At 63.0% G+C, this 23,655-nt stretch carries 24 protein-coding genes; 8 read left to right on the top strand and 16 right to left on the bottom strand.

Features of this window, described 5'->3' with window-relative positions; all coding sequences use genetic code 11:
- Positions 1 to 618 carry a hypothetical protein gene (locus KO538_RS17125; protein ID WP_139143294.1) on the bottom strand — a complete coding sequence of 206 codons (618 nt, stop codon included), beginning with the start codon at positions 616 to 618 and terminating at the stop codon, positions 1 to 3.
- Positions 619 to 784: 166 nt separating this feature from the next.
- Positions 785 to 1,666, bottom strand: coding sequence for a LysR family transcriptional regulator (locus KO538_RS17120; RefSeq protein WP_034748268.1), 882 nt, complete (start codon positions 1,664 to 1,666; stop codon positions 785 to 787).
- A gap of 97 nt (positions 1,667 to 1,763) precedes the next feature.
- Between KO538_RS17120 and KO538_RS17115 the strand changes: the two genes are divergently transcribed.
- Positions 1,764 to 2,342: a GNAT family N-acetyltransferase gene (locus KO538_RS17115; RefSeq protein WP_034748266.1), complete on the top strand. Its 579-nt coding sequence runs from the start codon at positions 1,764 to 1,766 to the stop codon at positions 2,340 to 2,342.
- A 128-nt stretch (positions 2,343 to 2,470) separates the two neighbouring features.
- Positions 2,471 to 3,949 carry an MFS transporter gene (locus KO538_RS17110; RefSeq protein WP_307788901.1) on the top strand — a complete coding sequence of 493 codons (1,479 nt, stop codon included), beginning with the start codon at positions 2,471 to 2,473 and terminating at the stop codon, positions 3,947 to 3,949.
- Between the two features lie 168 nt (positions 3,950 to 4,117).
- Here the strand turns inward: KO538_RS17110 and KO538_RS17105 are convergent, their stop codons facing one another.
- Positions 4,118 to 4,870 (bottom strand): LytTR family DNA-binding domain-containing protein, encoded by a 753-nt coding sequence (locus KO538_RS17105; protein ID WP_219329075.1) that lies wholly within the window; start codon positions 4,868 to 4,870, stop codon positions 4,118 to 4,120.
- Positions 4,867 to 5,955, bottom strand: coding sequence for a histidine kinase (locus KO538_RS17100; protein WP_219329074.1), 1,089 nt, complete (start codon positions 5,953 to 5,955; stop codon positions 4,867 to 4,869). Before KO538_RS17100 ends, KO538_RS17105 begins: the two co-directional genes overlap by 4 nt.
- Before the next feature lie 210 nt (positions 5,956 to 6,165).
- On the opposite strand from KO538_RS17100, the gene KO538_RS17095 reads away from it, so the two are divergent.
- Complete coding sequence (locus tag KO538_RS17095; protein ID WP_219329073.1) at positions 6,166 to 7,167, top strand: formylglycine-generating enzyme family protein; 1,002 nt, start codon at positions 6,166 to 6,168, stop codon at positions 7,165 to 7,167.
- An 8-nt stretch (positions 7,168 to 7,175) separates the two neighbouring features.
- Here KO538_RS17095 and KO538_RS17090 read toward each other — a convergent pair whose 3' ends face one another.
- The 3 genes from KO538_RS17090 to KO538_RS17080 all read right to left on the bottom strand — a co-directional run bounded on the left by KO538_RS17090 (position 7,176) and on the right by KO538_RS17080 (position 12,100).
- Positions 7,176 to 8,225 (bottom strand): alpha/beta fold hydrolase, encoded by a 1,050-nt coding sequence (locus tag KO538_RS17090; protein ID WP_219329072.1) that lies wholly within the window; start codon positions 8,223 to 8,225, stop codon positions 7,176 to 7,178.
- Positions 8,226 to 8,253: 28 nt separating this feature from the next.
- On the bottom strand, positions 8,254 to 9,693 hold the full coding sequence (locus KO538_RS17085) for an alpha/beta fold hydrolase (RefSeq protein ID WP_219329071.1): 1,440 nt from the start codon (positions 9,691 to 9,693) through the stop codon (positions 8,254 to 8,256).
- Positions 9,694 to 9,778: 85 nt separating this feature from the next.
- The gene (locus KO538_RS17080; RefSeq protein ID WP_219329070.1) at positions 9,779 to 12,100 is read right to left on the bottom strand and encodes a heavy metal translocating P-type ATPase; all 2,322 of its coding nucleotides are present in this window, start codon (positions 12,098 to 12,100) and stop codon (positions 9,779 to 9,781) included.
- Positions 12,101 to 12,197: 97 nt separating this feature from the next.
- Here KO538_RS17080 and cadR point away from each other — a divergent pair, with 97 nt between their 5' ends.
- Both cadR and KO538_RS17070 read left to right on the top strand, forming a co-directional pair.
- Positions 12,198 to 12,629 (top strand): Cd(II)/Pb(II)-responsive transcriptional regulator, encoded by a 432-nt coding sequence (gene cadR, locus KO538_RS17075; RefSeq protein ID WP_034748257.1) that lies wholly within the window; start codon positions 12,198 to 12,200, stop codon positions 12,627 to 12,629.
- Between the two features lie 10 nt (positions 12,630 to 12,639).
- Positions 12,640 to 13,722: a hypothetical protein gene (locus tag KO538_RS17070; RefSeq protein ID WP_219329069.1), complete on the top strand. Its 1,083-nt coding sequence runs from the start codon at positions 12,640 to 12,642 to the stop codon at positions 13,720 to 13,722.
- Here KO538_RS17070 and KO538_RS17065 read toward each other — a convergent pair.
- From KO538_RS17065 to KO538_RS17035, 7 genes are all read right to left on the bottom strand, one after another.
- On the bottom strand, positions 13,716 to 15,269 hold the full coding sequence (locus KO538_RS17065; RefSeq protein WP_257620416.1) for a methyl-accepting chemotaxis protein: 1,554 nt from the start codon (positions 15,267 to 15,269) through the stop codon (positions 13,716 to 13,718). The two genes, KO538_RS17070 and KO538_RS17065, sit on opposite strands and share 7 nt — an antisense overlap.
- Positions 15,270 to 15,365: 96 nt before the next feature.
- Positions 15,366 to 15,833, bottom strand: a complete 468-nt coding sequence (locus tag KO538_RS17060) for a cache domain-containing protein (protein WP_034748249.1) — start codon at positions 15,831 to 15,833, stop codon at positions 15,366 to 15,368.
- A gap of 239 nt (positions 15,834 to 16,072) precedes the next feature.
- Positions 16,073 to 16,510, bottom strand: a complete 438-nt coding sequence (locus KO538_RS17055; RefSeq protein WP_219329068.1) for a hypothetical protein — start codon at positions 16,508 to 16,510, stop codon at positions 16,073 to 16,075.
- Positions 16,511 to 16,517: 7 nt separating this feature from the next.
- The gene (locus tag KO538_RS17050) at positions 16,518 to 16,904 is read right to left on the bottom strand and encodes a hypothetical protein (protein ID WP_219329067.1); all 387 of its coding nucleotides are present in this window, start codon (positions 16,902 to 16,904) and stop codon (positions 16,518 to 16,520) included.
- Between the two features lie 111 nt (positions 16,905 to 17,015).
- Positions 17,016 to 17,567: a DUF4142 domain-containing protein gene (locus tag KO538_RS17045; RefSeq protein WP_034748240.1), complete on the bottom strand. Its 552-nt coding sequence runs from the start codon at positions 17,565 to 17,567 to the stop codon at positions 17,016 to 17,018.
- Positions 17,568 to 17,667: 100 nt separating this feature from the next.
- Positions 17,668 to 18,321 (bottom strand): SMI1/KNR4 family protein, encoded by a 654-nt coding sequence (locus tag KO538_RS17040; RefSeq protein WP_219329066.1) that lies wholly within the window; start codon positions 18,319 to 18,321, stop codon positions 17,668 to 17,670.
- On the bottom strand, positions 18,318 to 18,722 hold the full coding sequence (locus KO538_RS17035; protein ID WP_051990904.1) for a MerR family transcriptional regulator: 405 nt from the start codon (positions 18,720 to 18,722) through the stop codon (positions 18,318 to 18,320). The genes KO538_RS17040 and KO538_RS17035 overlap by 4 nt, the downstream gene beginning before the upstream one ends.
- Positions 18,723 to 18,875: 153 nt before the next feature.
- Here KO538_RS17035 and KO538_RS17030 point away from each other — a divergent pair, with 153 nt between their 5' ends.
- On the top strand, positions 18,876 to 19,670 hold the full coding sequence (locus KO538_RS17030; protein ID WP_219329065.1) for an SDR family oxidoreductase: 795 nt from the start codon (positions 18,876 to 18,878) through the stop codon (positions 19,668 to 19,670).
- A 3-nt stretch (positions 19,671 to 19,673) separates the two neighbouring features.
- Here KO538_RS17030 and KO538_RS17025 read toward each other — a convergent pair whose 3' ends face one another.
- Entirely contained in the window at positions 19,674 to 20,582 is a 909-nt protein-coding gene (locus tag KO538_RS17025) for a LysR family transcriptional regulator (RefSeq protein ID WP_219329064.1), read from the bottom strand.
- Positions 20,583 to 20,683: 101 nt separating this feature from the next.
- Between KO538_RS17025 and KO538_RS17020 the strand changes: the two genes are divergently transcribed.
- On the top strand, positions 20,684 to 22,144 hold the full coding sequence (locus tag KO538_RS17020) for an amidase (RefSeq protein ID WP_219329063.1): 1,461 nt from the start codon (positions 20,684 to 20,686) through the stop codon (positions 22,142 to 22,144).
- A gap of 92 nt (positions 22,145 to 22,236) precedes the next feature.
- Here KO538_RS17020 and KO538_RS17015 read toward each other — a convergent pair whose 3' ends face one another.
- Complete coding sequence (locus KO538_RS17015) at positions 22,237 to 22,665, bottom strand: DUF2061 domain-containing protein (RefSeq protein ID WP_219329062.1); 429 nt, start codon at positions 22,663 to 22,665, stop codon at positions 22,237 to 22,239.
- 208 nt (positions 22,666 to 22,873) lie between these two features.
- On the opposite strand from KO538_RS17015, the gene KO538_RS17010 reads away from it, so the two are divergent.
- Entirely contained in the window at positions 22,874 to 23,647 is a 774-nt protein-coding gene (locus tag KO538_RS17010) for a hypothetical protein (protein ID WP_219329061.1), read from the top strand.
- The last annotated feature ends 8 nt before the right edge of the window (positions 23,648 to 23,655 follow it).

Below are 23,655 nucleotides of genomic sequence, written 5' to 3'. Positions count from 1 at the left end.
TTATGCATCCCATGTTTCAAAAGCCGTCCATACCGACCTCCATGCGCCATGCGGAAGTTTGGCCTGCATGGAAAGTGACAGTGCGCCTACGCCCAAACAATCACCTGGTTGCCATTGTGCATTTTCCAAACTAAGCGCCCGCGCTCTTCCCACGTCGACATTTTTCATTTCAGCTGTGTCATAGCCGATTTCCAGTACTGGATGCAGCACTTTTCCATTGGCTGTCAAATATAAAGTATTGACATGGACCTTGGGTTTGTCAAAACGTTCGTAGAGCCTTGTTGCGGCGGATTTGAAACCCAGGCCAATGGCGATGCTGACGGTCGTTGGACCATTGCAGCCCAGAAGCGATGCAAGCGCCCAATAGTCATGGTCAGCAGTGACAAGTCTGCTTAAACAGCGTTCTATCCATGCCGATTCATCAGCTCTGAATTCTTTCCGGTATGGAGAAAACGAATTTTGCAGGTAGCCAACTTCGTGCATCGCCCCAACCAGGTTAATCTGCTTGTCCACGCAGACTATATCTTGTAACAGATGGGCTGCGGCTGCGGCGACCGCATACTCGCCTTTGGCCATGGCTTTATCTTCGAGTTTTTTCAGTTTGGTGTTAATAGTCATTTTTTCCTGGTCATTTAATGCGGCCGTTTTCAATCATTCAAGTTCAAATCATTGTGTCATACCTCGGCCTTTAACTCAGGTTCCTTGTCGTACCGGATCAGCTATCAGGAGCTGGCTTCTATTGAGCGTTAAAAACCCAAGCGTTTCCACATTGACTTACATACATTCACCCCCGCGGCCCATCCGCCAACAACTCCGCCAGCCTGTCCGTCAGCCACAAACTCGTCTCGCTCAGTTTCTTCCCATGTATCGACAGCCGACGCACCGGCAGCCGCGACAAGGCCAGCGCAGGGCAGGGCACTTCCTGTAGATACCCCTTGTAATTGTCGTAATTGGCGATGTTCAAGGGGAGAATCGCCCAGCCCAGCCCGTCCGCGACCATCTCGGCAATACTGTAGAAGCTGTCGGAAAACCAGACGGCGGGGCTGAACGCGTGTTCGCGGTTGAGCTCGGAATCCATGATCAGCTGGCGGTAGCGGGTCAGCTCGTTGCGGCTCACCTCCTGGCCGTGGGCCATGGCATGGCCTTTTGCCACGAACACGCCTTGCGCCACGCTGCCGATGTGCTGCTGTTCCAGCACGGGCGAGATCGGGCCCCGGTCGAAGTGGAAGGCCACGTCGGCTTGCTGCTGTTCCACGTATTGCGCCACTTCCGACGCCGTGGCGTTGAGCATCACGAGTTCCAGGGCCGGGTAGCGCGCCGCCAGTTCCTTGACCAGGGTGCCGATGGCCAGGTAGGGCAGGGCTTCGTCCAGGGCCAGGGTCAGCTGGGCTTCGGGAGCGGCGCTCAGCAGTTGCGCGCGCAGCTGCAATCGCTCGGCCTGGCGCAGCAGTTCGCACGCTTCCAGGTGCATGACTTTGCCCGCTTCCGTCAGCACGGCGCTGCGGCGCGAGCGGTCAAACAGTTCCACGCCAAATTCCGCTTCCAGCAGCCCGATCGAGGTGCTGACCACCGATTGGGCGCGGCCCAGCCGGCGCGCCGCGCCCGAGAAAGAGCCAGCCGCGACGGCCGCTTCAAAGTAGCGCATTTGTTCCAAAGTCCATTGCATGGCATCAACCTATCTGTTTTACAGATGGATTTTAACTTGAATGCCATTCAGGGGCGACATAAAATGTCTTTACATTTTCAACAACACGAGATCCGCCATGAAAAACGCTCAAGCCAATTCACCCGCCATCAGCTTCAGCTGGTGCCACGACGCCACCGCCGAAGATACCTTGTGCAAGCTCTACCTCGACAACGTCAGCGCCGACTATATCTCCCATTCGGAGCTGCAGGGCGAACGCGCCGACGCGCCCGGCAACTGGCGCGCGGACTTGCCTGAGGTGATCCGTGGCGAAATCCGCGCCGCCCTGTCGCATGACTGGGCGCATGGCGATTCGACCCTGCTGGCTGTCGCCATGTCGGGCGAGGCCATCGTCGGCATGGCTCTCGTTTCCATCGACACGCGCCAGCGCGCCTCGAAATCGTTCGCCGCGCTCGATGACCTGGTCTTGCTGCCTTCCGTGCGCGGCAGCGGCATCGGCAGCCAGCTGGTGGAGTGGGTCGCCGACGAGCTGCACAGCCACGGCATCGCCCGGCTGTTCCTCGAATGCGGCGCGCACAACCTGACGGCGCAAAAGTTCTTCCAAGGCCGCGGCTTCAAGCAAGTGTCCGTCGTCATGCTGCGCGAACTCGACGCGGTGACCTCCGGCGTGGATGACAAGGATGGCGACCGTGGCTGACGCCCGCCGCCCCCGACCAGCCCAGGCCCGTGGCAGCCTGGAACGTAAATATTTGCGCAGCACCCGCTTTATCCATACCGATAGTTGTTAAAAGTTACACTAAAATCCATGAGTTGTTTATGCATCCAATGAAAAAATGGCTGACGCTGGCCATCGTCTCCAGCGCCTTGTTCCTCATCGTGGTCGACATGACCGTGCTCTACACCGCCTTGCCCGCGCTGACGCGCGACTTGCAGGCCTCTTCCTCGCAAAAACTGTGGATCATCAACGTCTACGCGCTGGTCGTCTCCGGTTTGTTGCCCGGCCTCGGCACCCTCGGTGACCGTCTGAGCCACAAACCCGTTTTCCTTGCCGGCCTGGCCGTGTTCGGCATCGCCTCGCTGTGCGCCGCATTTTCGCCCGCGCCGGAATGGCTGATCTTTGCCCGCGTGCTGCTGGCCATCGGCGCCGCGCTGATGATGCCGGCCACCTTGTCCATCATCCGCCTGACCTTTACGGATAACCGCGAGCGCTCGTTCGCCATCGGCGTGTGGGCGGCGATTGCCTCGGGTGGCGCCGCGTTCGGCCCCGTGCTCGGCGGTTTCCTGATGGAACATTACTGGTGGGGTTCCGTCTTCCTGATCAACGTGCCCATCGTGCTGCTGACCCTGGTGCTGGCTGCCGTGGTCCTGCCGAAACGGGCCGGTAACCGCGACAAACCGTGGGATCTGGCCGGCTCGCTGCAAATCATGATGGGTCTGCTTGGTGGCGTGTATGCGATCAAGGAGCTGGGCAAGTCGCAGCCGTCGTATGCGCTGGCTGCCTTTGCTTTCGCCGTGGGCGCCTTCTTCATGCTGAAATTCGTGCGCCGCCAGAAACGGCAAGCCAAGCCGCTGATCGACTTCGCCCTGTTCCGCGAACTGCCGTTTTCCAGCGCCGTGGCCGCCGCCATGGTGGCGTCCGCCGCGCTGATCGGCATGGAACTGGCGCTGAGCCAGCACATGCAGCTGGTGCGGGAATTGTCGCCGCTGGAAGCGGGTCTGCTGCTGTTGCCGCTGCCGCTGGCGTCCGTGTTTGCGGGCCCGCTGACGGGTTTCATGCTGCCGCGCGCCGACAAGGCCAAGGTGTTGTGGGGTTCGCTGCTGCTGTCCGGTATCGGCATGGCATCGTATCTGGTGCTGCATGACGCCGCCGTCTCGGCACAAGTGGCCAGCCTGGTGATCCTGGGCCTGGGCCTGGGCGCCGTCATGACGGCCGCGTCCAGCGCCGTGATGCTGAACGTGGCCCCGCAGCAAGCGGGCATGGCCGCGTCGATCGAGGAAGTGTCGTATGAGTTGGGCGCCGTGATCGGCGTGACCGTGCTGGGCACGATTATGTCGGCCGTCTACAGCGCCACCCTGGTGATCCCGGAAAGCGCGGGCCTGTTGCCGAATGCCCATGACACCCTCGATGCGGCGCTGCTCGCTGCCGAGCAATTGCCGGCCGAACTGGGCTTGCAAGTGTCGGACCTGGCCCGCTCGGCCTTCGACAAGGCATTTATTGTCGTGCTGGCCACGGCTTCGGCCATCCTGATGGCGGCTGCTGCCACCATCCGCCACCTGCACCTGCGGGCGCGCCGGGCGGTTTGATGGACGGGGCCTTCGCCCCGACAATATTGAACTGGATACTGGCTCGCCGCGCAAACGGTGGGCCAATTGCATTTTCGCTCCTCGGCCCCGTAGTTGCCTGATGGCAAGACTTGCCGGATCGACGCCAGGACGACCTCCGGCGACGTCAGCGCTACTTGGTGGCCGAAGCTACATGGCCCGGAACAGGTGGACGAAGGCGCGGCTCACGGGCAGCTCGCCAGCGTGGTCGCGCATGCGCAGGAACAGACGGCTGGCGTCGTCGCGGCGCGTGCCTTCCAGCCAGGCCAGGTTGACCAGGGTGGAGCGGTGGACTTGCCAGAATAGCTCAGGATCAAGCTGGGCCGCCAGTTCCGTGATGGGCGTGCGGATCAGGAATTCACCATCCACGCTGGCGACAACCGTGTACTTGTCGTCGGCATGGAAAAAGCGCACCTTTGCCACGTCGAGGTGGTGCGTGCGCTCGCCACGGGACGCAAGTATGTAGCGCAGCCGGGGGCGGGCCTGGCCGGGTGCGGCCGTCAGTTGCCGCAGCGTCTGCGCCATGGCCGCACCGGCGTGGGGCAAGACCGGCGTCGCACGCAGGCGCGCCACGGTGCGAGCCAGCCGTTCGGTGGTGACGGGTTTCAATACGTAATCGAGCGCCGCGTGGTCGAAGGCTTGCAGGGCAAATTCGTCGTAGGCGGTGACGAATACCACGCGGGTTGGGCCTTCGATACCTTGTGCTACCTCCAGCCCGGTCAGTCCCGGCATCTGGATATCGAGAAAGGCGATATCGGGTTCCAGCTCGGCGATGCAGGTAGCGGCCTCGACGCCGTTGCGCGCCATGTGGATGATCTGCAAGTCCGGCCACAGGGCCAGCAGCTGGTCGCGCAGGTAGAGCGCCAGGTGCGGTTCATCGTCCGCGATCAGGGCGCGCGTCATGCGACCGCCGGCACTGTGGAGCCGGCACCCAGGTACGGCAGCTCCAGCACGGCTTCGACGCCAGGCCCGCTCTCGCGCTCACGCAGGCTCAGCCTGGCGGCGGCGCCGAACTGAGCCTGCAGGCGCGAGCGCAGATTGGCCAGCGCCATGCCGCTGCCCGGACGCGGTGGCTTGCCTGGGGCCGTCAAGCCCACGCCATCGTCAAGCACGCGGATTTCCAGGCGGCCCGCGCGTACCTCGGCATGCACGACGACGCTGCCGCCGTCCAGCTTGGGCGCCAGTCCGTGCTGGACGGCGTTCTCGACCAGCGGCTGCAGCATCAGCGTGGGCAGGCTGGCCAGGCGCGCTTGCGCGCTGGCGTCGATGCGGAAACGCAGGCGCTCCTCCATGCGGATCTGCATCAAGCACAGATACTGGCTCGCCATGTCGAGTTCCGCTTCCAGCGTGCTGTCGCCCTGGCGCAGCTGCGACAGGCTGGCGCGCAGGTAGCCGGAAAACGTTTCCAGCATGCGTTTCGCGCGCGGCGGGTCGTAGTCCATCAGGCTCTGGATGTTGGCCAAGGTATTGAACAACAGGTGCGACTCGATCTGTCCCTGCAGCAAGCGCAGGCGCGCATCCGTCACCTCGCTTTGCAGCTGCTGCTGGCGCAGGCGCGAATGCCACCAGGCCCAGTTAGCCGCCATCACAAACAGGATGAACACGGCAAACTTGGTCAGCGCGGCGGGCAGCGAGACGAACATGCCCCACAGCTTGAAACCGACCAGTATTGGCACGATGGTAAAGCCGATGCTCATGCCCAGGATGATGGCCGCCAGGGACAGCGCGCCCAGCACCATGCCGGCGCGCAGGTCGCGCACGTTCGACATGCGCTCGACCAGCGGCGCCGGCAGGCAGCGCCCGGCCAGGCGCAGCACGCCAAACAGGGTATGCACGATGCACAGGCAGATGCCGATGTTCGGCAGCAGTGATGCCCACCACCAGAGCGGCCGGTCGACCCGGCCGAAGATGGCGACGATGGTCATCAGGACCAATGCCAGGGCGACACCGATCAGGGAAACGACCAGCAGGCGGGTCAGGGTGGACACATCGTGCCGGGGGCGCAGTTCCCAAAGTGAACGCCAGCCCTGTAGCAAAGTCGTTTTTCTGATCATGGGCATAGTGTAGCGGCCCGTTGCCTGATTGGCCAGAACATGGCTTGCCATTCATCGGCCCCATTGTCGATTCGTCGCATGCGTGCGGCCATCCGCTGGCCCGGCTGTCAATCTGTGTTCTCACCCACCGATTACAGGAGCCACATGAAGCACAGCATACTTATCGTTGCCTGCGCCATCTTTTGCAGCGCCCAGGCAGCTGCCGCCCCCTTCCTCCCGCCCATGGCCAGTATTCCCGCCGGCGTGTTTACCATGGGCAGCACGGAGCCGCGTATCGGTGACGGCAGCCATAATCCGGCCGAGGGGCCGCCCCACGAGGTGCGCGTGGCCGCATTCCGACTTGCAAAATACGAGACGACGGTGGCGCAGTTCCGGCAATTCGTTGCCGCCAGCGGCTATCGGGCGGCTGGCGAATGCTGGGAATTCGACCGCACTGACGGCATCGCGCTCAAGGCGTCGGGCTGGGACGCCCCTGCGCATGCGCCAACGGACTATCACCCCGTCATGTGCGTGAGCTGGGACGATGCCGCGGCCTATGTGCAATGGCTGGCGCGGGAAACGGGGCGCCCATTCCGCCTGCCCAGCGAGGCGGAATGGGAATACGCGGCGCGCGCCGGCACCCGCACGAAATACTCGTCCGGAGATGCGCCTGAACAATTATGCAAGTACGCCAACATGAAGGACCGGCGTTTCAAGGCGGCTGCGCAGCGCGATCACGGCCTCGATATGCTGGTCACCGATTGCGATGACGGCACCGAGTACACGGCCGTCGTGGGCATGTATGCGCCCAACGGCTACGGCTTGCACGACATGATGGGCAACGTGGCGGAATGGGTGGCCGATTGCCAGCATCCCGACTACCGGGGTGCGCCCGTCGACGGGGCGGCCTGGCGCAGCGGTTGCGAGGCGGAAGGTGACTATTTCATCACGCGGGGCGGCAGCTATTCGTCCTCGCGCCAGGTACTGCGCAGCGCAGCGCGCGGGCATGGCGGCCGCGGCAATGCCAGCAGCCTGGGCGAAGGTTTTCGCATTGCCGAGGACCTGGGCGGCTGCACGGCCAGCACCTGTGCCGGGGGGGATGCCGCATTCATCCAGGCGCTGCACGCCGCGCAGCAGGCGGAACTGCATCGCCGCGCACGCCACTGAAGGCTTGCTTACTGCAGCAGCGGCGCCACCTTGTCGCGCAAGACCGTCCATTGGGCGTTGAGCACGGCCTGGTTGGGGTCGTGTCCGGCGCGTTTCACCAAGGTAAAATCCTTGGCCGGCGCCGTGATGCTGTCGAAGTAGGTACGCGCGATAGCGGGCGAGGTCAGCAAGTCCGCTTCGCCCATGATGAAAAACACGGGCAAGTCAAAGCGCGTGCCCAGCGCGGGCAGGTCGACCTTGGCGAACATGCCGTCGCCGCGCAGGCCGATGAACTGGATGTACGAATAGTCGTCTGCCGCCTCGGCATCGGCCAGCGCTTGCGGCGTGGCATAGAACGGCGCCGGCTGCCACCAGTGCCTGGGCGGCGGATCAGTTGCCAATCCTTCATATTTGCGGTCGAAGCGGCGCAAGATGCCGAAGTTGCGCGGATCGCGCCATGGCGGCGCACCGAGCGCCGTCAGCTTGTCCACCGTGGTGGTATCGCCGGCCGCTTGCGCCAGCACCATCACTTCGCGATACATGCCTGTCTCATTGTCCCGCGCATTGACCACCTGCGCCGTGCCGATATACGCGTGGAACAGGTCGGGGCGCGCCTTGGCCATGTGCACACCCAGTATCGATCCCCAGGAACTGCCCATCAAAATGACCTTCTGCCGGCCCAGATGCTGTTCAATATAGCGGGCCACGGCGATGCCGTCGTCGCGCATCTGTTCCACCGTCAAGGGCACGTCTTCCGCGGGCCGCTGTTTCGCATACGTCATGCCGGCGCCGCGCTGGTCCCATTGCACCAGGGTGTAGTGGCGCTCCCAGCCGGCGTAGATGGCGTCCGCATACGGACTGAGCGCATTGCCGGGACCGCCATGGATGAACAGGATCACGGGATTGCCGCAGGCGGCGCCTGTGACCGTGATCCATTGCTCGATGCCATTGATGGGCACATAGCCTTGTTCGCGGATCGGCTGTGCGGGCGAGGCGCAGATGGACGGGGAGGCGAGCGGTGCCGCTTGCGCCACGCCGTAACAAGATAACAGCAGCAATGCCAGGCCTGTGATGCGCATATCGTCCTCTTCAAACTAGTTGGTGGAACTACAGCGTGCAATCGTGCGCCGGTTTGCCGGCAATAAAACGGGTGCTGGCCTGTTTAAAGCAGGCGGGCGCCGTCCATAAAATGAAATGCGGGGCGTTGTGCACGGTGGACAGGGCCACCTTGCCAGCCTTGCTCTGCGTCAAAGCCCGCACTTGCGCCTGCGCGCCCGCGTATGGCGTCTTAGGGTCCAGCGATCCCTGCAGTACCAAAGTTGGCGGCATTTTCTCCGGCAAGACGCCGAAATAAGCGTCGCGCGGGTAGGTGGGCAAGCCGCCGCCCAGCAGGATGCGGGGCAGGGGACCGGTAAACAGCAAATCCGCCTCGTCTCGGGCGATGTCCGCGGCCGTCCAGCCGGGCCGCAACGACGGCTGCAGATTGTTTTCCGAATTGCTGATGATATTGACCAGCGGAATCGACAGCGGCGACTGGGGATAGCTGCCCAGGCTGGCCGCCGCGTCCGCCAACGTGGCGCGCACGGACGCCAGTTCCGCTTCGCCGCCCCGGTCCAGGTCTTGCAGCAGATACGGGATGCGAGCGCGCGCGGCAGGCACGTCAAGCATGCCGCCAAGGAAGTTTTTCAGGTTCTTGCCGGGAATGGTCGCCAGCAGGGCCGGGTCCGCTTGCGCCTTGTCCAGCACGCGGCGGTACAAGGTGGCAGCCGGCTCGCCCAATGCCGCGTGACAAGCCGCATCCGCATCGCAGCGGGCCAGTACCTGCATGCCGACCGTGTTGACCACGTGCGAGCGCTGGCTCAAGTCCCAGCGCGCATCCGTTTGCGGCGGCACCAAGGAGTCGAGGATGACGCCCTGGACGGGCAGCGGCCCCAGCTGCAAGGTGCGCAAGACCAGCTGCGTGCCATACGACACACTGTATACATACACGGGCGGCTTCTTCTTGCCCTGTTCGCCTTCGATCAGGGCTTTCAAGTCGCGCGCCGCCATCGTGATGGAAAACTGGCCCGCATATTCCGGCACGAGGTTGATGCCGGCAAAACAGCTGCCCCATTCGGCGCCTGCCAAGGCGCGGCCGCCGGGACTTTGTTCGGATTCCTCCACCTTGCACAGGCGCGAAGAATGGCCCGTGCCCCGGTGGTCGGGAATCAGGAATTCAAAGCCGGGAAAGCTGCGGCGCAAGGTGGGCAGCAAGCTGTAGAACGCGGCGCCCGATTCGCCGGGACCGCCCGCCACCAGCCACAGAGTGCCTTTGGCCGGCTTGCCGGCAGGCACATCGGCAGCAAATTTGCGCACGAAGACGTGCATGGCATCCGCGTCGCCGATGGCACGACCCTGGGCATCGTAGCTGCCGGGCACGTTCAAGCCCGAGCACAGGCTGCCGGGAGCGGCCGTATCGGAGCAGGGCGTGAAAACCAGGGGTTCGGCATGCAGGCAGGTGCTGGCAAGCAAGGTAGACAGCAGGGTCAGGCGGGGCAGGAAGGTCATCGGCTACTTTGGCGGCGGTGGAGATCAAGCGCCAAAGTAGCGTTTTTTACAGCAATTGTCCAGATGGAAATATTTCTGCTAGGGACTATGCTTGCTGGCTCTTGCGCAGCAAGCGCAGGCCGTTCGCCACCACGAGCAGACTGGCGCCCACGTCGGCGAACACGGCCATCCAGAGGGTCGCCATGCTGGCCAGGGCCAGGCCGAAGAATACAGCCTTGATGCCGATGGCAAAGCTGATGTTTTGCACGAGGATGCTGCGTGTGCGCTGGCTCAGGCTGATGAATTCAGGCAATTTACCCAGTTCATCATCCATCAGGGCCACGTCCGCCGTTTCGATGGCCGTGTCGCTGCCGGCCGCGCCCATGGCAAAGCCGATGTCGGCCTGCGCCAGGGCCGGGGCGTCGTTGACGCCGTCACCGAGCATGGCGACCACGCCGAACTGCTGCTGCAAGGCCTTGATCTCATCAAGTTTGTTTTCCGGCAGCAATTCCGCCTTGACCAGGCTGACACCGACTTCGGCGCCGATGCGCTGCGCCGTCAGCGCATTGTCTCCCGTCAGCATGACGGTGGTGACGCCCAGCGCATTCAATCTGGCGATGGCGGACGCCGCCGTCGGGCGCAGCACGTCGGCCACGGCGATCACACCCAGCGCGCCGGCGTAGGTGGCCAGCACCATGGCCGTGTACGCCTGCTGTTCCAGCCCCGCCAGGATGGCTTGCAGTGCCGGCGTCAGGATCTTCAATTCCGTCATCAGGCGCGCATTGCCCAGGTAATACGTCTGGCCAGCGATCGTGCCTTGCACGCCGCGTCCATGCAGGGCGGCAAACTGGGTCACGGGCAAGTGGCTGCCGGCGGGCGGACCGGCCTTGACGATGGCGGCGGCCAGGGGGTGGGCCGAGTTGGCATCGAGGCTGGCAGCCAGCAGCAGGATAGTGTCGCGGCTGCCGCCATCAAGCGCCACCACGTCCGTGACAGCCGGTTTGCCCATGGTCAAGGTACCTGTCTTGTCGACGGCGATGGCCTTGATCCGGTAGCCCGTTTCCAGGAATTGCCCGCCTTTGACCAGGATGCCGCGCCGCGCGGCCGCCGTCAGGCCGCTGACGACGGTCACTGGCGTGGAGATGACGAGTGCGCACGGGCAGGCGATCACCAGCATCACCAGCGCTTTGTAGACCCAGGCCATGAATGGCTGGCCCAGCAGCAGTGGCGGCAGCACGGCCACGAGGATGGCAAAAACGACGACGGCCGGCGTGTAGTAACGGGCGAAATTGTCGACGAAGCGCTGCGTGGGCGCCTGTTTGCCCTGGGTTTCCTCGATCACCTTGACGATTTTCGCCAGCGTGCTGTTGCCGCTGTTGGCTGTCACCGTGACGTCGAGCAAGCCGCGTTCATTGATGGTGCCCGCATACACGACGTCGCCCACGGCCTTGTCCACGGGCATGCTTTCACCGGTGATCGGCGCCTGGTTGACGGACGATTCGCCGCTGGCCACCACGCCATCGAGCGCGATGCGTTCGCCCGGCTTGACGCGCATCAAGGCGCCGATGGCCACCGTGGCGACGGATACTTGCTGCCAGGCGCCGCTGGCGTCGGCCACTGTCGCCGTGTCGGGCGCCAGCTGCATCAGGCTGTGCACGGCGTTGCGCGCGCGGTTCAGGGACAGGCCTTCGATCAGTTCGGCGATGGCGAACAGGAAGATGACCATGGCCGCTTCCGGCCACTGGCCAATGGCGACGGCGCCGAAAACCGCCAGGCTCATCAGGAAATTGATGTTCAGGGTGAATGTTTTCAGGGCAATCCAGCCCTTTTTCAGAGTCGGCCAGCCGCCCGTGGCGATCGACAGCAGGGCCAGGGCGATGACGAGGGGCGAACTGTCTTCATGCGTGGTCCAGGCCAGCGCTTCGGCGGCCGCGGCAGCCAGGCCGGAGACGACCAGCAAGCCTTTTTGCAGGCCGCTCAGGCTGCCTTCGTTCGGATCCCGCGCGACGGTGGCGTCCGCTTCCATCGGAATGGCCTGCATGCCGATGCCGTGCAGGGCCGCTTCCACCGTGGCCAGCGAGGGCAGCGTGTGGTGCACGTCGAGCACGCGGTTCATCAGGTTGAAATCGAGGCCCACGACGCCGGCCATATTGCTCAGCTTGTTGCGGATCAGCCGTTCTTCCGTGGGGCAATCCATATTGGCGATGCGGTATTTGGCCGTGTTCGCGCCGGCGATGGCTGCGCTGGGCAGGGCCGGGCCAGACGGGGCGGCAGGCGTGGACGAGCACGCATGCTGGCTGGAACAGCAGCTGACCGCCTTGGGCGCATGGTCATGCTTGTGGTCATGCTTGTGCTCATGCTGATGGTCGTGCTTGTGCTCATGTTCGTGCGCATGGGTGTGGTCGTGATCGTGGCTATCGTGTGGCATCGCATCGTCCTTCCGGTTTCGTGTATGCTTCCATTAGAAACCCTGTAGCCGCTACAGGGTCAAGCGCAATTTGCGCGAAAGAATGAAAGGAGATGCCATGCGTATCGGAGAACTGGCCAAACGGACGGATTGTGACGTGGAAACCGTGCGTTATTATGAAAAGGCGGGCTTGCTGCAGGAACCTGGCCGCAACAGCGCCGGCTACCGCGAATACCGCGAAGAACACCAGGAACGGCTGCAATTCATCCGCCATTGCCGCTCCCTGCAGATCGGCTTGACCGATATCCGCGCCTTGCTGGAGTTCAAGAATAATCCGGCAGAAGGGTGCCAGAGCGTCAATGAATTGCTCGACCACCATATCTTGCGCATTGCCGAGCAAATGGCGAATTTGCAGATATTGCAGCAGCAACTGGTGACCCTGCGCCACCAGTGCGACCAGCCGCAGCCGTCGCAAGACTGCGCAATCCTGCAAAACCTGTCCGAAGCAGCCAGCGGCCACGACTGCGCCTGCCATACCGAACTTCATTGACGATTGCTGCATGCTGAAACTGACACCTGGAAGAACTTTACTGGCTTTATCCCTGCTGTCGCCGCTCAGCCATGCCGCCGATACGCCTGCGGCAGCCGGCCACTACCTGACCCTGTACGCCGCGCCCGGCGTGCCGCAGGACGATGACCCGTATACGTGGAGCACGGCTGGCGGCAAGCAGCTGACCAAAGGCGTGACGAAGGCCGACGGCCGCGCCTATGTCAAAGGGGAGGAGGGCGAAGACACGTATATTCTGAAAACCGTCAGCATGCGCTGGCAGTTGAAGGTGCCCGCCGCATGCTGGCAGGGGGTGCTGGACGCCTTCCAGCAATGCATGCAACTGGCCAAGACCACGAGCCGCTATGACGAAGAGCAAGAGGCGCGCAAGCTGGCGGAGCAGCAGAAAGAAGTCAAGATGCAGGCCAGGATCGCCGCTTATGCGGTGCAGGCCCGCGCCAACGACGATGATCTGGCTTGGCTGGGACGCTTGCCTTCGAACTGGACCCTGGAAAGCTATGGCAAGCGCCTGCTGGGCATCGGCGACAAGGTGGCCGGGCAGATTAGCAACGCGCTCAAGGATGGCGGGGCCGATGCGCGCCAGTTCGTCTGCCGCGCGCCCGCTGACTATGGCCCCGTGCCGGACCAGGCCTTTGTTGAAGCGTGGATGGCATTGCCGGGCGATGTGCGCAAGGTGCGCGCCGGCCCCGCCTGGGATGCGCTGGTGGCGGCCGGCGAAAAAGGCAACTGGATGGCCCGATTGGAAATGTATTACACCTTGTCGAGCGTCAATGTCAGCGAATTGAGCTTGCTGGAACAGTACCGCATCGTGCAATTGATGGAATGGTTGCACAAGAAACAGGTGGGCGGCCTGTATGGCTACTTCAGCGCTGGCATACCTGTCACCCCCGGCAATTTGCCTAGCGCCACCTGGCGCAAGCAGGACCAGGCCTCGCTGTATGCGGCCATGCTGGGCAGTTACGAGGATCAGAACAGCCGGGGCAGCGCCTTGCAGACGGACCTGGACCCCGCGCTGGCCGAGGCGGGCAGGAAAATGCTGGCCTGCGCCAAGGCTGCCATGCCGCAACGTTACTGACGGGGCAGTAACGGCGGGCCGCCATCGCCCAGGCGGAAGGCGTCAACCACGCGCAGCAAGTCATGCGCCTGGTCTTGCATGCTTTGCGCGGCGGCGGCCGATTGTTCGACGAGGGCGGCATTGCGCTGGGTCAATTCGTCCATTTCCGTGATGGCATTGTTGACTTCCTCGATGCCCTTGCTCTGGCGCTGGCTGGCCGCCGTGATGTCGTTCATGATTTCCGTCACCTGCTGGACGGAGGCGACGATATCTCCCATGGTGCGCCCGGCGCTGTCGGCCAGCTCGCTGCCCGTTTCTATCCTGGCCACGGAATCCTCGATCAGCTGCTTGATTTCGCGTGCCGCCGTGGCCGAACGCTGCGCCAGGCCCCGCACCTCGGTGGCGACGACGGCAAAGCCGCGCCCCTGTTCGCCCGCGCGCGCCGCTTCCACGGCCGCGTTCAGCGCGAGGATATTTGTCTGGAACGCGATGCCGTCGATGACGGCGATGATGTCGACGATGCGCCCTGAACTGGCCTTGATCGAACCCATCGTCTCGACCACCTGGCCCACGACGCGCCCGCCCTCGAGCGCCACATTCGACGTCGACAGCACCATCTGGTTGGCCTGATGCGCATGGCTGGCATTCTCGCGCACGGTATCCGTCAAGGCATGCATGGACGACGCCGTTTCTTGCAAGGAATGGGCTTGCGACTCGGTACGGGCCGACAAGTCCGCATTGCCCAGCGCGATTTCACTGGCTTCCACCGTGATGGTAGAGCCCGCCTGGCGTATATCGCCCAATAAATTGTTCCAGTTCTTCAGTACGGTGGCCAGGGCCCGGGTCAGCTTGCCCACCTCGTCGTCGCCCCGGGCTTCGATGCGCGTGGTCAGGTCGCCGGCGGCCAGACTTTCGGCCGCGCGGCAGGCGTCATCGATGGGCCCTACCACGGAGCGCGCCACCCATGTGGCGATCAGGGCCAGCAAGGCAAAGCCGACAGCCATGGTGCCCAGCGATAGCCAGCCGGCGCGTTGGCCCGCATTTTTTGTTTCCTGCAAGGCCACAACCGTGCGCTGGTCGAGGTTGAGCAGTACCTGGCGCAGCTGCCCGCGCACTTGCTGGTAGTGTCCGGCGGCATTTTGCATCGCGGCCACGCCCGTATTCGGGTCCATGGACGCCAAGTCCAGCGCCTGCGCCACACTGGCACGGTAGCGCTCGACACCGGGCAAGGCCTGGCCCGCTTCCGTGGCGGCGCCCGAGAATTTCTGCAGTTCCTTCAAGCCTTGCGCGATGGCGTTCAGCTGGCCATCCGTTTGCGCGCCGAATTGCTTGAACTGCTCTTCGGACAGGCTGGCCGCGATGGCGATCTTCGCGTACACGTCGGCATGTACCTGGCCCAAGGCAATAGCTTGCTGGTTAGCAAGCCGTTCGGCCGTCAGAGTGACGTCTTTCAGTTCATGCATGCGCTGCTCATTCTGCTGCATGGCGAAGTAGGACAAGGCACCCATGGCCAGCAGGCAAGCCAGCGCGACCACCGGGACGATCAACATCTTCTGTGCGATTTTCATTGAGGCCCGTAGCGTTGAAAAGTTCGTTGAGAAATTCGTTGAAAGCTTCGTCGAGAGATCGGCATGCCATCCCGGCGCTGGCCGCGCGGCGGCCGGCTACAGGTAGATGCCGCCGCAGACGACGGAATCGGCCAGTTTCTCGCAGTACATCACCTTTGGCTCGATCTTCTTGGTTTCCGGGTTCGTGAATTTGTATTCCTGCCAGAACGTCCCCTTGCTCTTGGCCAGGTCGACTCGTTCCTTGACGAAGGCCTTGCCGTCGATATCCTTCAGCTCGATCAAGTTCTTGCCGACCATTTTCGGGTTGGCGCCATGCGCGGCGACCGTGCCGTCGAGTTTATAGACGACCAGGTACAGGTCGTGCAGGATGAATTGGGGTGACTTGGCCGTGATCTCGCCATACGCCTTGGCGTCGCCGGCGCTCTTGATATAGGCCACGCCTTTCTTGACCATCGCTTCGGCATCGGCGCGCGTGGCGCCGCCTTCGGCAGCGCTGGCGATACCGGGCAGCATCGCGGCGGCAAGCATGGCCGACAGGCAAATGGCAGGGGTGAACTTGGGCATGAGAATCTCCTTCACATTGCGGCAGGGGGAAGCCGGCGGGGAACCGGTGCGGTGAGGCGGCGCCTATCGAAGTGCCGACGTTTCATAGTAGCGCGATGCCAGCAGACATGCGCTGGTGCAACAGTATTTTTTTGAGTGGGGCGTTTTTGCAACGTCGCGTGCAGATGGCCGCAATCGCGTTCACAGAGGGAAAAAACGGCTGGAAGCTATCGTATCGATAGTGTGGCGGCCGCGCCGCGCTACCAGCTGGCCGGGTCTTCCGCCGCAGCGCGCGCCAGGTCGTCGTGCCAGCCCTGCTGCACCAGCCGGTAAATGTCGGCGAAAAAGGCACGCGGATCGTCCATTTCATCCCACAAGGCGGGCAGGGCGTATGTGCTCTCGGGGTCGTGCTCGAGGATGGCCTGGAAATCGAAAGCGGGGTCTTGCAACGCCTGCGCCAGCACGGCCACCAGCGCATGGCGGTGGCGGTAGCTGAGTTCCTTGTATTGGGACGTGATGTCGCGCCGTATCAGCGCCGCGCGCTGGACCGGGTCGTTCATGTTCCAGGTGGCGAGCTCCGCGCCCAGGGTGTGTTCACGGTCATACACGTCGAAGGGACCGAGGAAATGGTAAAGCGTGGGCTCATATGGCACGTCGACCCAGGGGCTGCGCAGGCCCTTTGGTCTTTGCGTGCTCATCGACCGTTCACGCGCATACAGGCAAGGTCCAGCCTTCGTCACCGAGGTCGGTCGGGTAGATGGCGCGGGTCTGGTTCTCGCCCCAGCGTGCATGGTCGAGGATGCCGTCTTCATGCATGTCGAGCACCCATTCCGTGCTTTCCAACAAGGTGCCATCCTTGTGGTAGACGCGGAAGAAGGTGGATGTGCTCAGCGCACGCACGATGTTCTGCGGTACGCCGCTGCCATAGTGCGGCACATAGGTCTTGATCACGCACGTGCCCTGGTTGTTCCACTGCTGTGCATACACGGTGGCATTGCGCGCCGCGCTGACTTTGATGAAAAGCCAGCCTGCCAGCAGGAAGATGAGCAGGAAGGTGGCGGCGATCAGGCCGGTTTTCTTGAGTAGCTGCATGAGGTCATGGCATGGCCGAAAACGAAGTTGCCGCATTGTATGTCAAGAGCAGACATGCTTGCCGTACGGCACGTACAGCAAGCATGTCCCCGCTAATTGCCGTCAACTTGGCTATTTGCCCACGGCCGCATGCAATGTATTCGCCATTTCCAGGTGATGTTGCAACGCTGGCAAGGTCTTCGCGGCAAAGGCCTTGATCTCGGGATCGCTGGCCTTTTGGCTGGCATCCGTAAACAGTTTCACCGCGTCCTTGTGCGCCGCCACGCCGATGGTGGCCGCATATTCCTTGTCGAACTGCGCACCTTCCAGGCGGCTCAGCTTGTCAATCTGCGCCTGGTGTTTCTTGCCGGGCTGGTCGCTGACCTCGATTTGCTTGCTGCTGGCCAGTTGTTTCAGCTCGTCAGCGACTTTCGTGTGGTCCGTGACCATGGCATCGGCGAATTTCTTCACTTCCGCATTGGAGCTCTTGCTTTGCGCTACTTTGCTTGCGGCAATTTCCGTGCTGCCCGCGTCTGCGGCCTTGCTGAGGAATTGCTTGTCGTACGCGCCCGGTGCGGCAGCGGCGATGCTGTTGATGGCGATGCCGCTCAATAAGGCCACGGCGGCGCCGATGGCCACGCTTTTCAGGGAGGGGGTACGGGAACTGGTGGTAGGGATAGGCATGGCAAATCCTTTCTGGTGTGGTTTTTTCTACAAGCTGATGACAATGTTAAGCCAGCAGCCTGCGCACACCCATAGGACAGTCGCGATTATGTCCGTAGGACTAGTCCTGTTCGTTAGCGCACAATTCGACTTGTTTCAGAGCAAACAAAGCGGTGATGCCCGCATCGCGGCGCCAGGCCGGCATGCCGATATCGAGCCATTCTGCCATCGCGTCCAGGTGTGATGGTTCCGAAACGCTGTGTTCGAGTTCATCGAGCACCGTGTCGCGGTCGATGTACAGGCTGTCCAGCCAGGCGTCGAACGAGGGCGCCAGTTCCATCAGGCCGTGGGCGCGCTTGCCAGTCCAGTCCGGCAATTCCTGCACATAGGCCAGCACGCGGCCGCCGCCTTCCTCCGTCAGGTCCAGGTAGACCATGGAATTGCCGCCATCGCGGGCGAACGGCAGGATGCGCACGGGCATGTCTGTGTGCTTGCGCGCGGCGCGGATTTCGCCGACCAGTGTTTCATCGCAGAAATCGCCTTCATCGGCGCTGAAGAAGGTATTGAAGCCCATTTTTTCCACGCCGCCATTGCCGTCCGGCACATCACAGGTGTAGTCAAAACAGGCGCCGTTGGCCACTTTCAAGAACGCCAGGAAGGCCGACGGCAAGGGCGCTTCCAGCAAGGTCTCGATGGTGGCGATCTGCCGCGCTGTGGGGGCAGGCTTGGCGTCCTCGATCGCCAGGTGGCGGTAGCGCGTGTAATAGTTGCTCATTGATTGTCCTTGTATTTATTCTTGTATTCCACTGGCGCCACATCGTTGCAGCCCGTCTCCACCTTGGCCAGCGCATCGACGAGGCCCGCGCGCAGCACGGCCATCGAGCGTGCCTTGTCGTCGATCTGGGCAATTTTCGTTTCCAGCATAGCTCGTTTGGTCTGCGCATCGAGCGCGTTTTCCTGCCAGACGGCAATCACGTCGGCGATTTCCTTCAGGGTGAAACCCAGCGCCTTGGCGTGGCCGATCAGCTCGATGCGCCGCAAGGCTTGGGCCGAATATTCCTTGTAGTTATTCGTCAGGCCCGGCTGCGGGGCTTCATCCAGCAGCCCCTGGCGCTCGTAAAAGCGCACCGTGTCCTTGCTGACGCCCGTCAGGCGGGTGATTTCTCCGATACGCATGGTTTTTTGACTTTCTACTAATTTGCGGGACGCGAAAAATGTGCAGGGCAAGCCTATGCAACGCAGCCATGTGCATTTTTTGCATTCCACGCTTGACCGTGGACTAAAGTCTACAGTTTACATTGAAAACTTCATCTACTCCACACCACTGCCATGACCGCTTTCAACTATACCAACCAGACCGTGCTGATCACGGGCGCCTCGTCCGGCATCGGCCGTGTATTTGCGGAAACCCTGGCCGCGCGCGGCGCCCATTTGCTGTTGCTGGCCCGTTCCGGCGCCGTGCTCGATAACTTGGCGAAGGAACTTTCCCAGCGCCACGGCATCCGCGCCCATGCGCTGGTGGCCGACCTGAGCCAGCCCGGTGCCGCTGCACAAGCTTATGCGCAAGCCTGGTCGCTGGGCATGGCGCCCGACGTACTGATCAATAACGCGGGATTCGCCACGCATGGCCGCTTCGAAAGCATCGACCTGGCGCGCCAGGCGGCTGAAGTGACCGTCAATTGCACGGCGCTCATGGAAATGACGCACTCCGCCTTGCCGCACATGCTGACCAAAGGGCGTGGCGCCATCATCAACGTGGCCTCCACGGCTGCGCTGCAGCCCGATCCCTACATGGCCGTGTATGGCGCCAGCAAGGCTTTCGTGCTGTCGTTCTCGGAAGCGCTGTGGGCGGAAAACCGCAGCCGCGGCGTGCGCGTACTGGCCCTGTGCCCGGGCGCTACGGAGACGGCTTTCTTCGACGTCGTGGCCGCGCCCGAAGCGGCCGTGGGCAAGCGCATGGATCCGCAAGCCGTCGTCGATGAAGCGCTGCGTGCGCTGGACCAGGGCCGCAGCAGCCATGTGGCGGGTCGGCCGAACCGGCTGCTGGCGTGGCTGCCGCGCTTGCTGCCGCGCCAGACCGTGCTGGGCATCGTGGAAGGCATGCTCAAACCGAAGGCGGCCTAGGGTTCAGAAGGCCATGATGCGTTCGCGCAACCAGCGGTGCGCCGGGTCCAGGTGCATGCGCTCATGCCAGACCATGGCCATCTCGTAATCGGGCAGGCTGACGGGCGGCTCCCACGTGCGCAGGCCGCCCAGCGCGTTTTTCAGCAGGCGCGACGGCAGCAGGGCCACCATGTCGGACGCCGCCAGCAAGGGCGGGACGATGAGGAAATGCGGCACGGACAGCACCACCTTGCGCGTCCGGCCCAGCAATTCCAGTGCCGTATCCACATTGCTGCGGAAACCGCCGCCGTTGGGCGAGACGACGATGAATTCGAGCGCGCAAAACCGGTCGAGGTCGGGCTGTGCCTGCAACAACGGATGGTCGCGGCGGCCCGCCAGCACGTAGTGTTCGGTAAACAAGGTGCGGTGGCGCAAGCCGGGTGGCGCTTCTTCCTGCGCCAGAAAGCCCAGGTCGACCTGGCCATTTTCCAGGTCTTGCGCCATGCGCGCCGGCACGGCCTCGAACACGGCCATGCGCGACAACGGCGCCTGCGCGCGCAAGGCGGGCAGCATGGGCAGCAGGATCGCATATTCGGTGGCGTCGGCCGCCGCCAGGTTCCAGCGCACCTCGGCCGTGGCCGGGTCGAACGCCTGTTCCGGCTGCAAGACTTGCTCCAGCTGCGCCAGCACGGCTTGCAATGGTGCAAACAGGGTCAGCGCGCGCGCCGTGGGCAGCATGCCGCGCGGACCGGGCAAGAGCAGCGGATCGTCGAAAGCGGCGCGCAACTTGCCCAGCTGCACGCTGACGGATGGCTGGCTCAAGTGCAGCCGCGCGGCTGCCCGCGTCACGTTGCGCTCGATCAGCAAGGCATTCAGGGTCAGCAGCAGGTTCAAGTCCAGCTTGTGCAAATCCAACTTATGCAGATTGTTCATGGCTATACCTTGTATATTAACTATTCATTTCCACTATGATAGCGCAAGCCCTACAGTAGTTCCTGTGATTCTCACTCTTCATCTTTTACAGGAACTAACCGATGCAAATCCATGAATATACGAGCTTTGATGGTTTGGGGCTGTCCCAGCTAGTGCGCGATGGCGCCGTCTCTGCGGCTGAATTGCACGATGCGGCCGTGCGCGCCTGCGCCGCCGTCAACCCGCACATCAACGCCGTGGTCGAGTTGTGGCCAGCCGATTTCACACACATCGACCACACGGCGCCGTTCGCCGGCGTGCCATTTTTGATCAAGGATGTGGCCGTCACCATGGCAGGCAAGCGCAGCGAAGCGGGCAGCCGCCTGGGCGCCGGCCACATCGCCGCGCTGGATTCCCACCTGATGACGCAGTTCCGCCAGGCGGGGCTAATCACCTTTGGCCGCACGAGCACGCCGGAAATGGCCTTTGCCACCACCACCGAACCCGTGCTCTACGGCGCCACGCGCAATCCCTGGAACGTGGCATTGAGTGCGGGCGGTTCCAGCGGCGGCGCGGCGGCGGCCGTCGCGGCCGGCATCGTGCCGCTGGCCCATGCGACGGATGCGGCCGGATCCATCCGCGTGCCTGCCGCGTCGACGGGGCTGTTCGGCTTGAAGCCGAGCCGGGGCAGAGTCTCGAACGGCCCCGCCATGGACGAAATCTTCAGCGGCCTGGGCGTGCAGCTGGGCGTGAGCCGCACCGTGCGCGACAGCGCCGCCTTGCTTGATTGCGTGCAGGGTGTGCTGCCGGGCGAGCCATATGTAACGGCTGCGCCCGGCCACAGCTGGCTGTCGCAAGTGAGCGTGTCGCCGGGCAAGCTGCGCATCGCCGTGCAGCGCGCCGCCTGCAATGGCGCCCATCCCGTGCCGGCCATCGATGCCGCGCTGGACACGAGCGTGCGCCTGCTGGAAAGCCTGGGCCACCACGTGGAAGAAGTGTCGCCCGCGTTGGGCGTGTCGTGGGAAGCGTTCGTGCAGGCGAACGCCAGCATCTGGTGCGCCAACCTGGTGCCATGGATAGACGCCCTGGCGCAAGAGAGCGGACGCGGCGTGTCGCTCGACACCTTGGAAGCGGCGACCCTTGCCTGCTATCGTCATGGCCAAACGGTGTCGGCCGTCGACTTCGTGGCCGCCCTCGACGTGCGCAACACGGTCACGCGCCAGGCCGGCGCCTTGTTCGGCCAGTACGACGTGCTGCTGACGCCCACCATGCCGGATGTGCCATGGCAGCTGGGCCGCTATGGCGAAAAGGAGGAAAAACTTGACGGTGTTGGCTGGACAGCGCGCCTGTTCGAGCATTCGCCGTACACGCCGCTGGCGAACGTGGCGGGCTTGCCAGCCATGTCCGTGCCGCTCGGCATGTCGAATGACGGTTTGCCGATCGGCATGCAGTTCATGGCCGGTTATGCGAACGATGGAATCTTGCTGCGCCTGGCGGGACAGCTGGAGCGGGCGGCGCCGTGGGGGCAAAAAAGGCCTCCCGTGTGGGCGGGCAAGGTGCCAGCACGCCATGAAGGCGGCTGAAACCGGCCGCCATATCGGCTTTGGCCTGCGGCAAGAAGCCGGGGGCGGACCCGCCGGGTCCGGCCCCAGTCCTTGTTCTTGGGTGAAAAATATCAGGTGGGCAGCGTCGCCAATGGCGCCGCGCTGCGGCTTTCCAGGCGAAAGCGGGCTTTTTCCCACAGCCGGTCGTGGAAGGGCAGGACGATCACGTTGCAGATCGGCTCGACCACGGCCAGCAAGCCGCCGAAGGCCAGGGAACCGGTGGCCCAGTACATGACGCCGAAAGCCACGCTCATGTGCAGGGCCGTCTGGCTGAGCTTTTCACCGGCCAGTGCGGCAAAGCCCAGGCGGCTGGCGGCGTAGCGGCGGCGGATCGCATGCCAGGCTTTTTCATGCCACGGCAGCAGTGCTACGTTGATGACCGGTTCGATGATTGCTGCCAAGCCACCGAGCGCCAGGGAGCCCGTGAGCAAATAGGCGAGGCCGAAGGCGATCGACATATGCGTGCAAACCTGGCTGAATGTTTTGATGGCTGTGAACAAGGGAGGCTCCTTTCTGTTGAATTCGCTTATCCTTGATTTAGATAGTAACGATTCTCATTTACAAAAGGAAGCAAAATATTTCAAACGGATCAATAGCTACAGACTATCGAAATATGAAATTGAATGATATCTGCCTGATCCCGTCCAAAAACACGCATTTGCTGCCTATACGGTAAACCAGCATGTGCTGGCGTTTCTGGAGAACAGCATGCCCACCCTTTTTGACGATGTACTGACCACGCCACAGCCCTGGTCGCAGCAAGTGATTGCCGAGTGGCGCGACGTTTTTCCTGCGCAACACGGCGCCAATCTCGATGATTTCGTCGTGCGCGAGTGCCTGCGGAGCAACGCTCTCATGGACATGCGCAGCGTCGTCGGCCAGTCGGACCACTATGCGGGCCAGTCGTGGCGCGACGCCGCGCTGGCACCGCAATACAAACCGGGCAAGATGCGCGCCGTTTTTGCCCAGTATGAACGCAACCCGGATTACTATTTCAACGGCGAACTCGACAATGGCATCGTGCTCAGTTCCATCGATGGCCACGATTGGTACACGGACGGCGGCGGCAATCACCGCACGGTGCTGGCGAAGTTCGCCTGCGACCGCATTGCGCGCCGCACCGGGCGCTATCCGCTGGTGCGCGGCGTGTCGACCTGCCACTATGAGCCGGACATGCAGGCCTGGCGCCTGTTCTGCCAGCTGCAGCAACGCCATGCGCAGCTCATTTCCGTGGCCGTCACGCGTGAAGACAGGCAAAGAACCGATGTGGCCGGCGCGACGGACATCAGCTGGCGTCTGCGGTTCTTTGTGCTGGACCGTCGTTTTGGCGGTATTCCTCGCGCCGGGCATCTCGACGCTGCCCGCTTTTGCGCCTATGCCCGCCATGTGCTTGCGCATGACGGCAAGCCAAGCTGGCGCGACCGCGTGTTGGACCGCCTGATTGCCGACCCGGACCGTATCGTGTACCCGTCCGTAGCGTAAGCACGCCT

The organism is Janthinobacterium sp. NKUCC08_JDC, assembly GCF_019345575.1.
GTDB lineage: Bacteria > Pseudomonadota > Gammaproteobacteria > Burkholderiales > Burkholderiaceae_D > Janthinobacterium > Janthinobacterium aestuarii.
The sequence above is the reverse complement of the archived record's forward strand: the minus strand, read 5'-3'. Positions and strand labels throughout refer to the sequence as shown.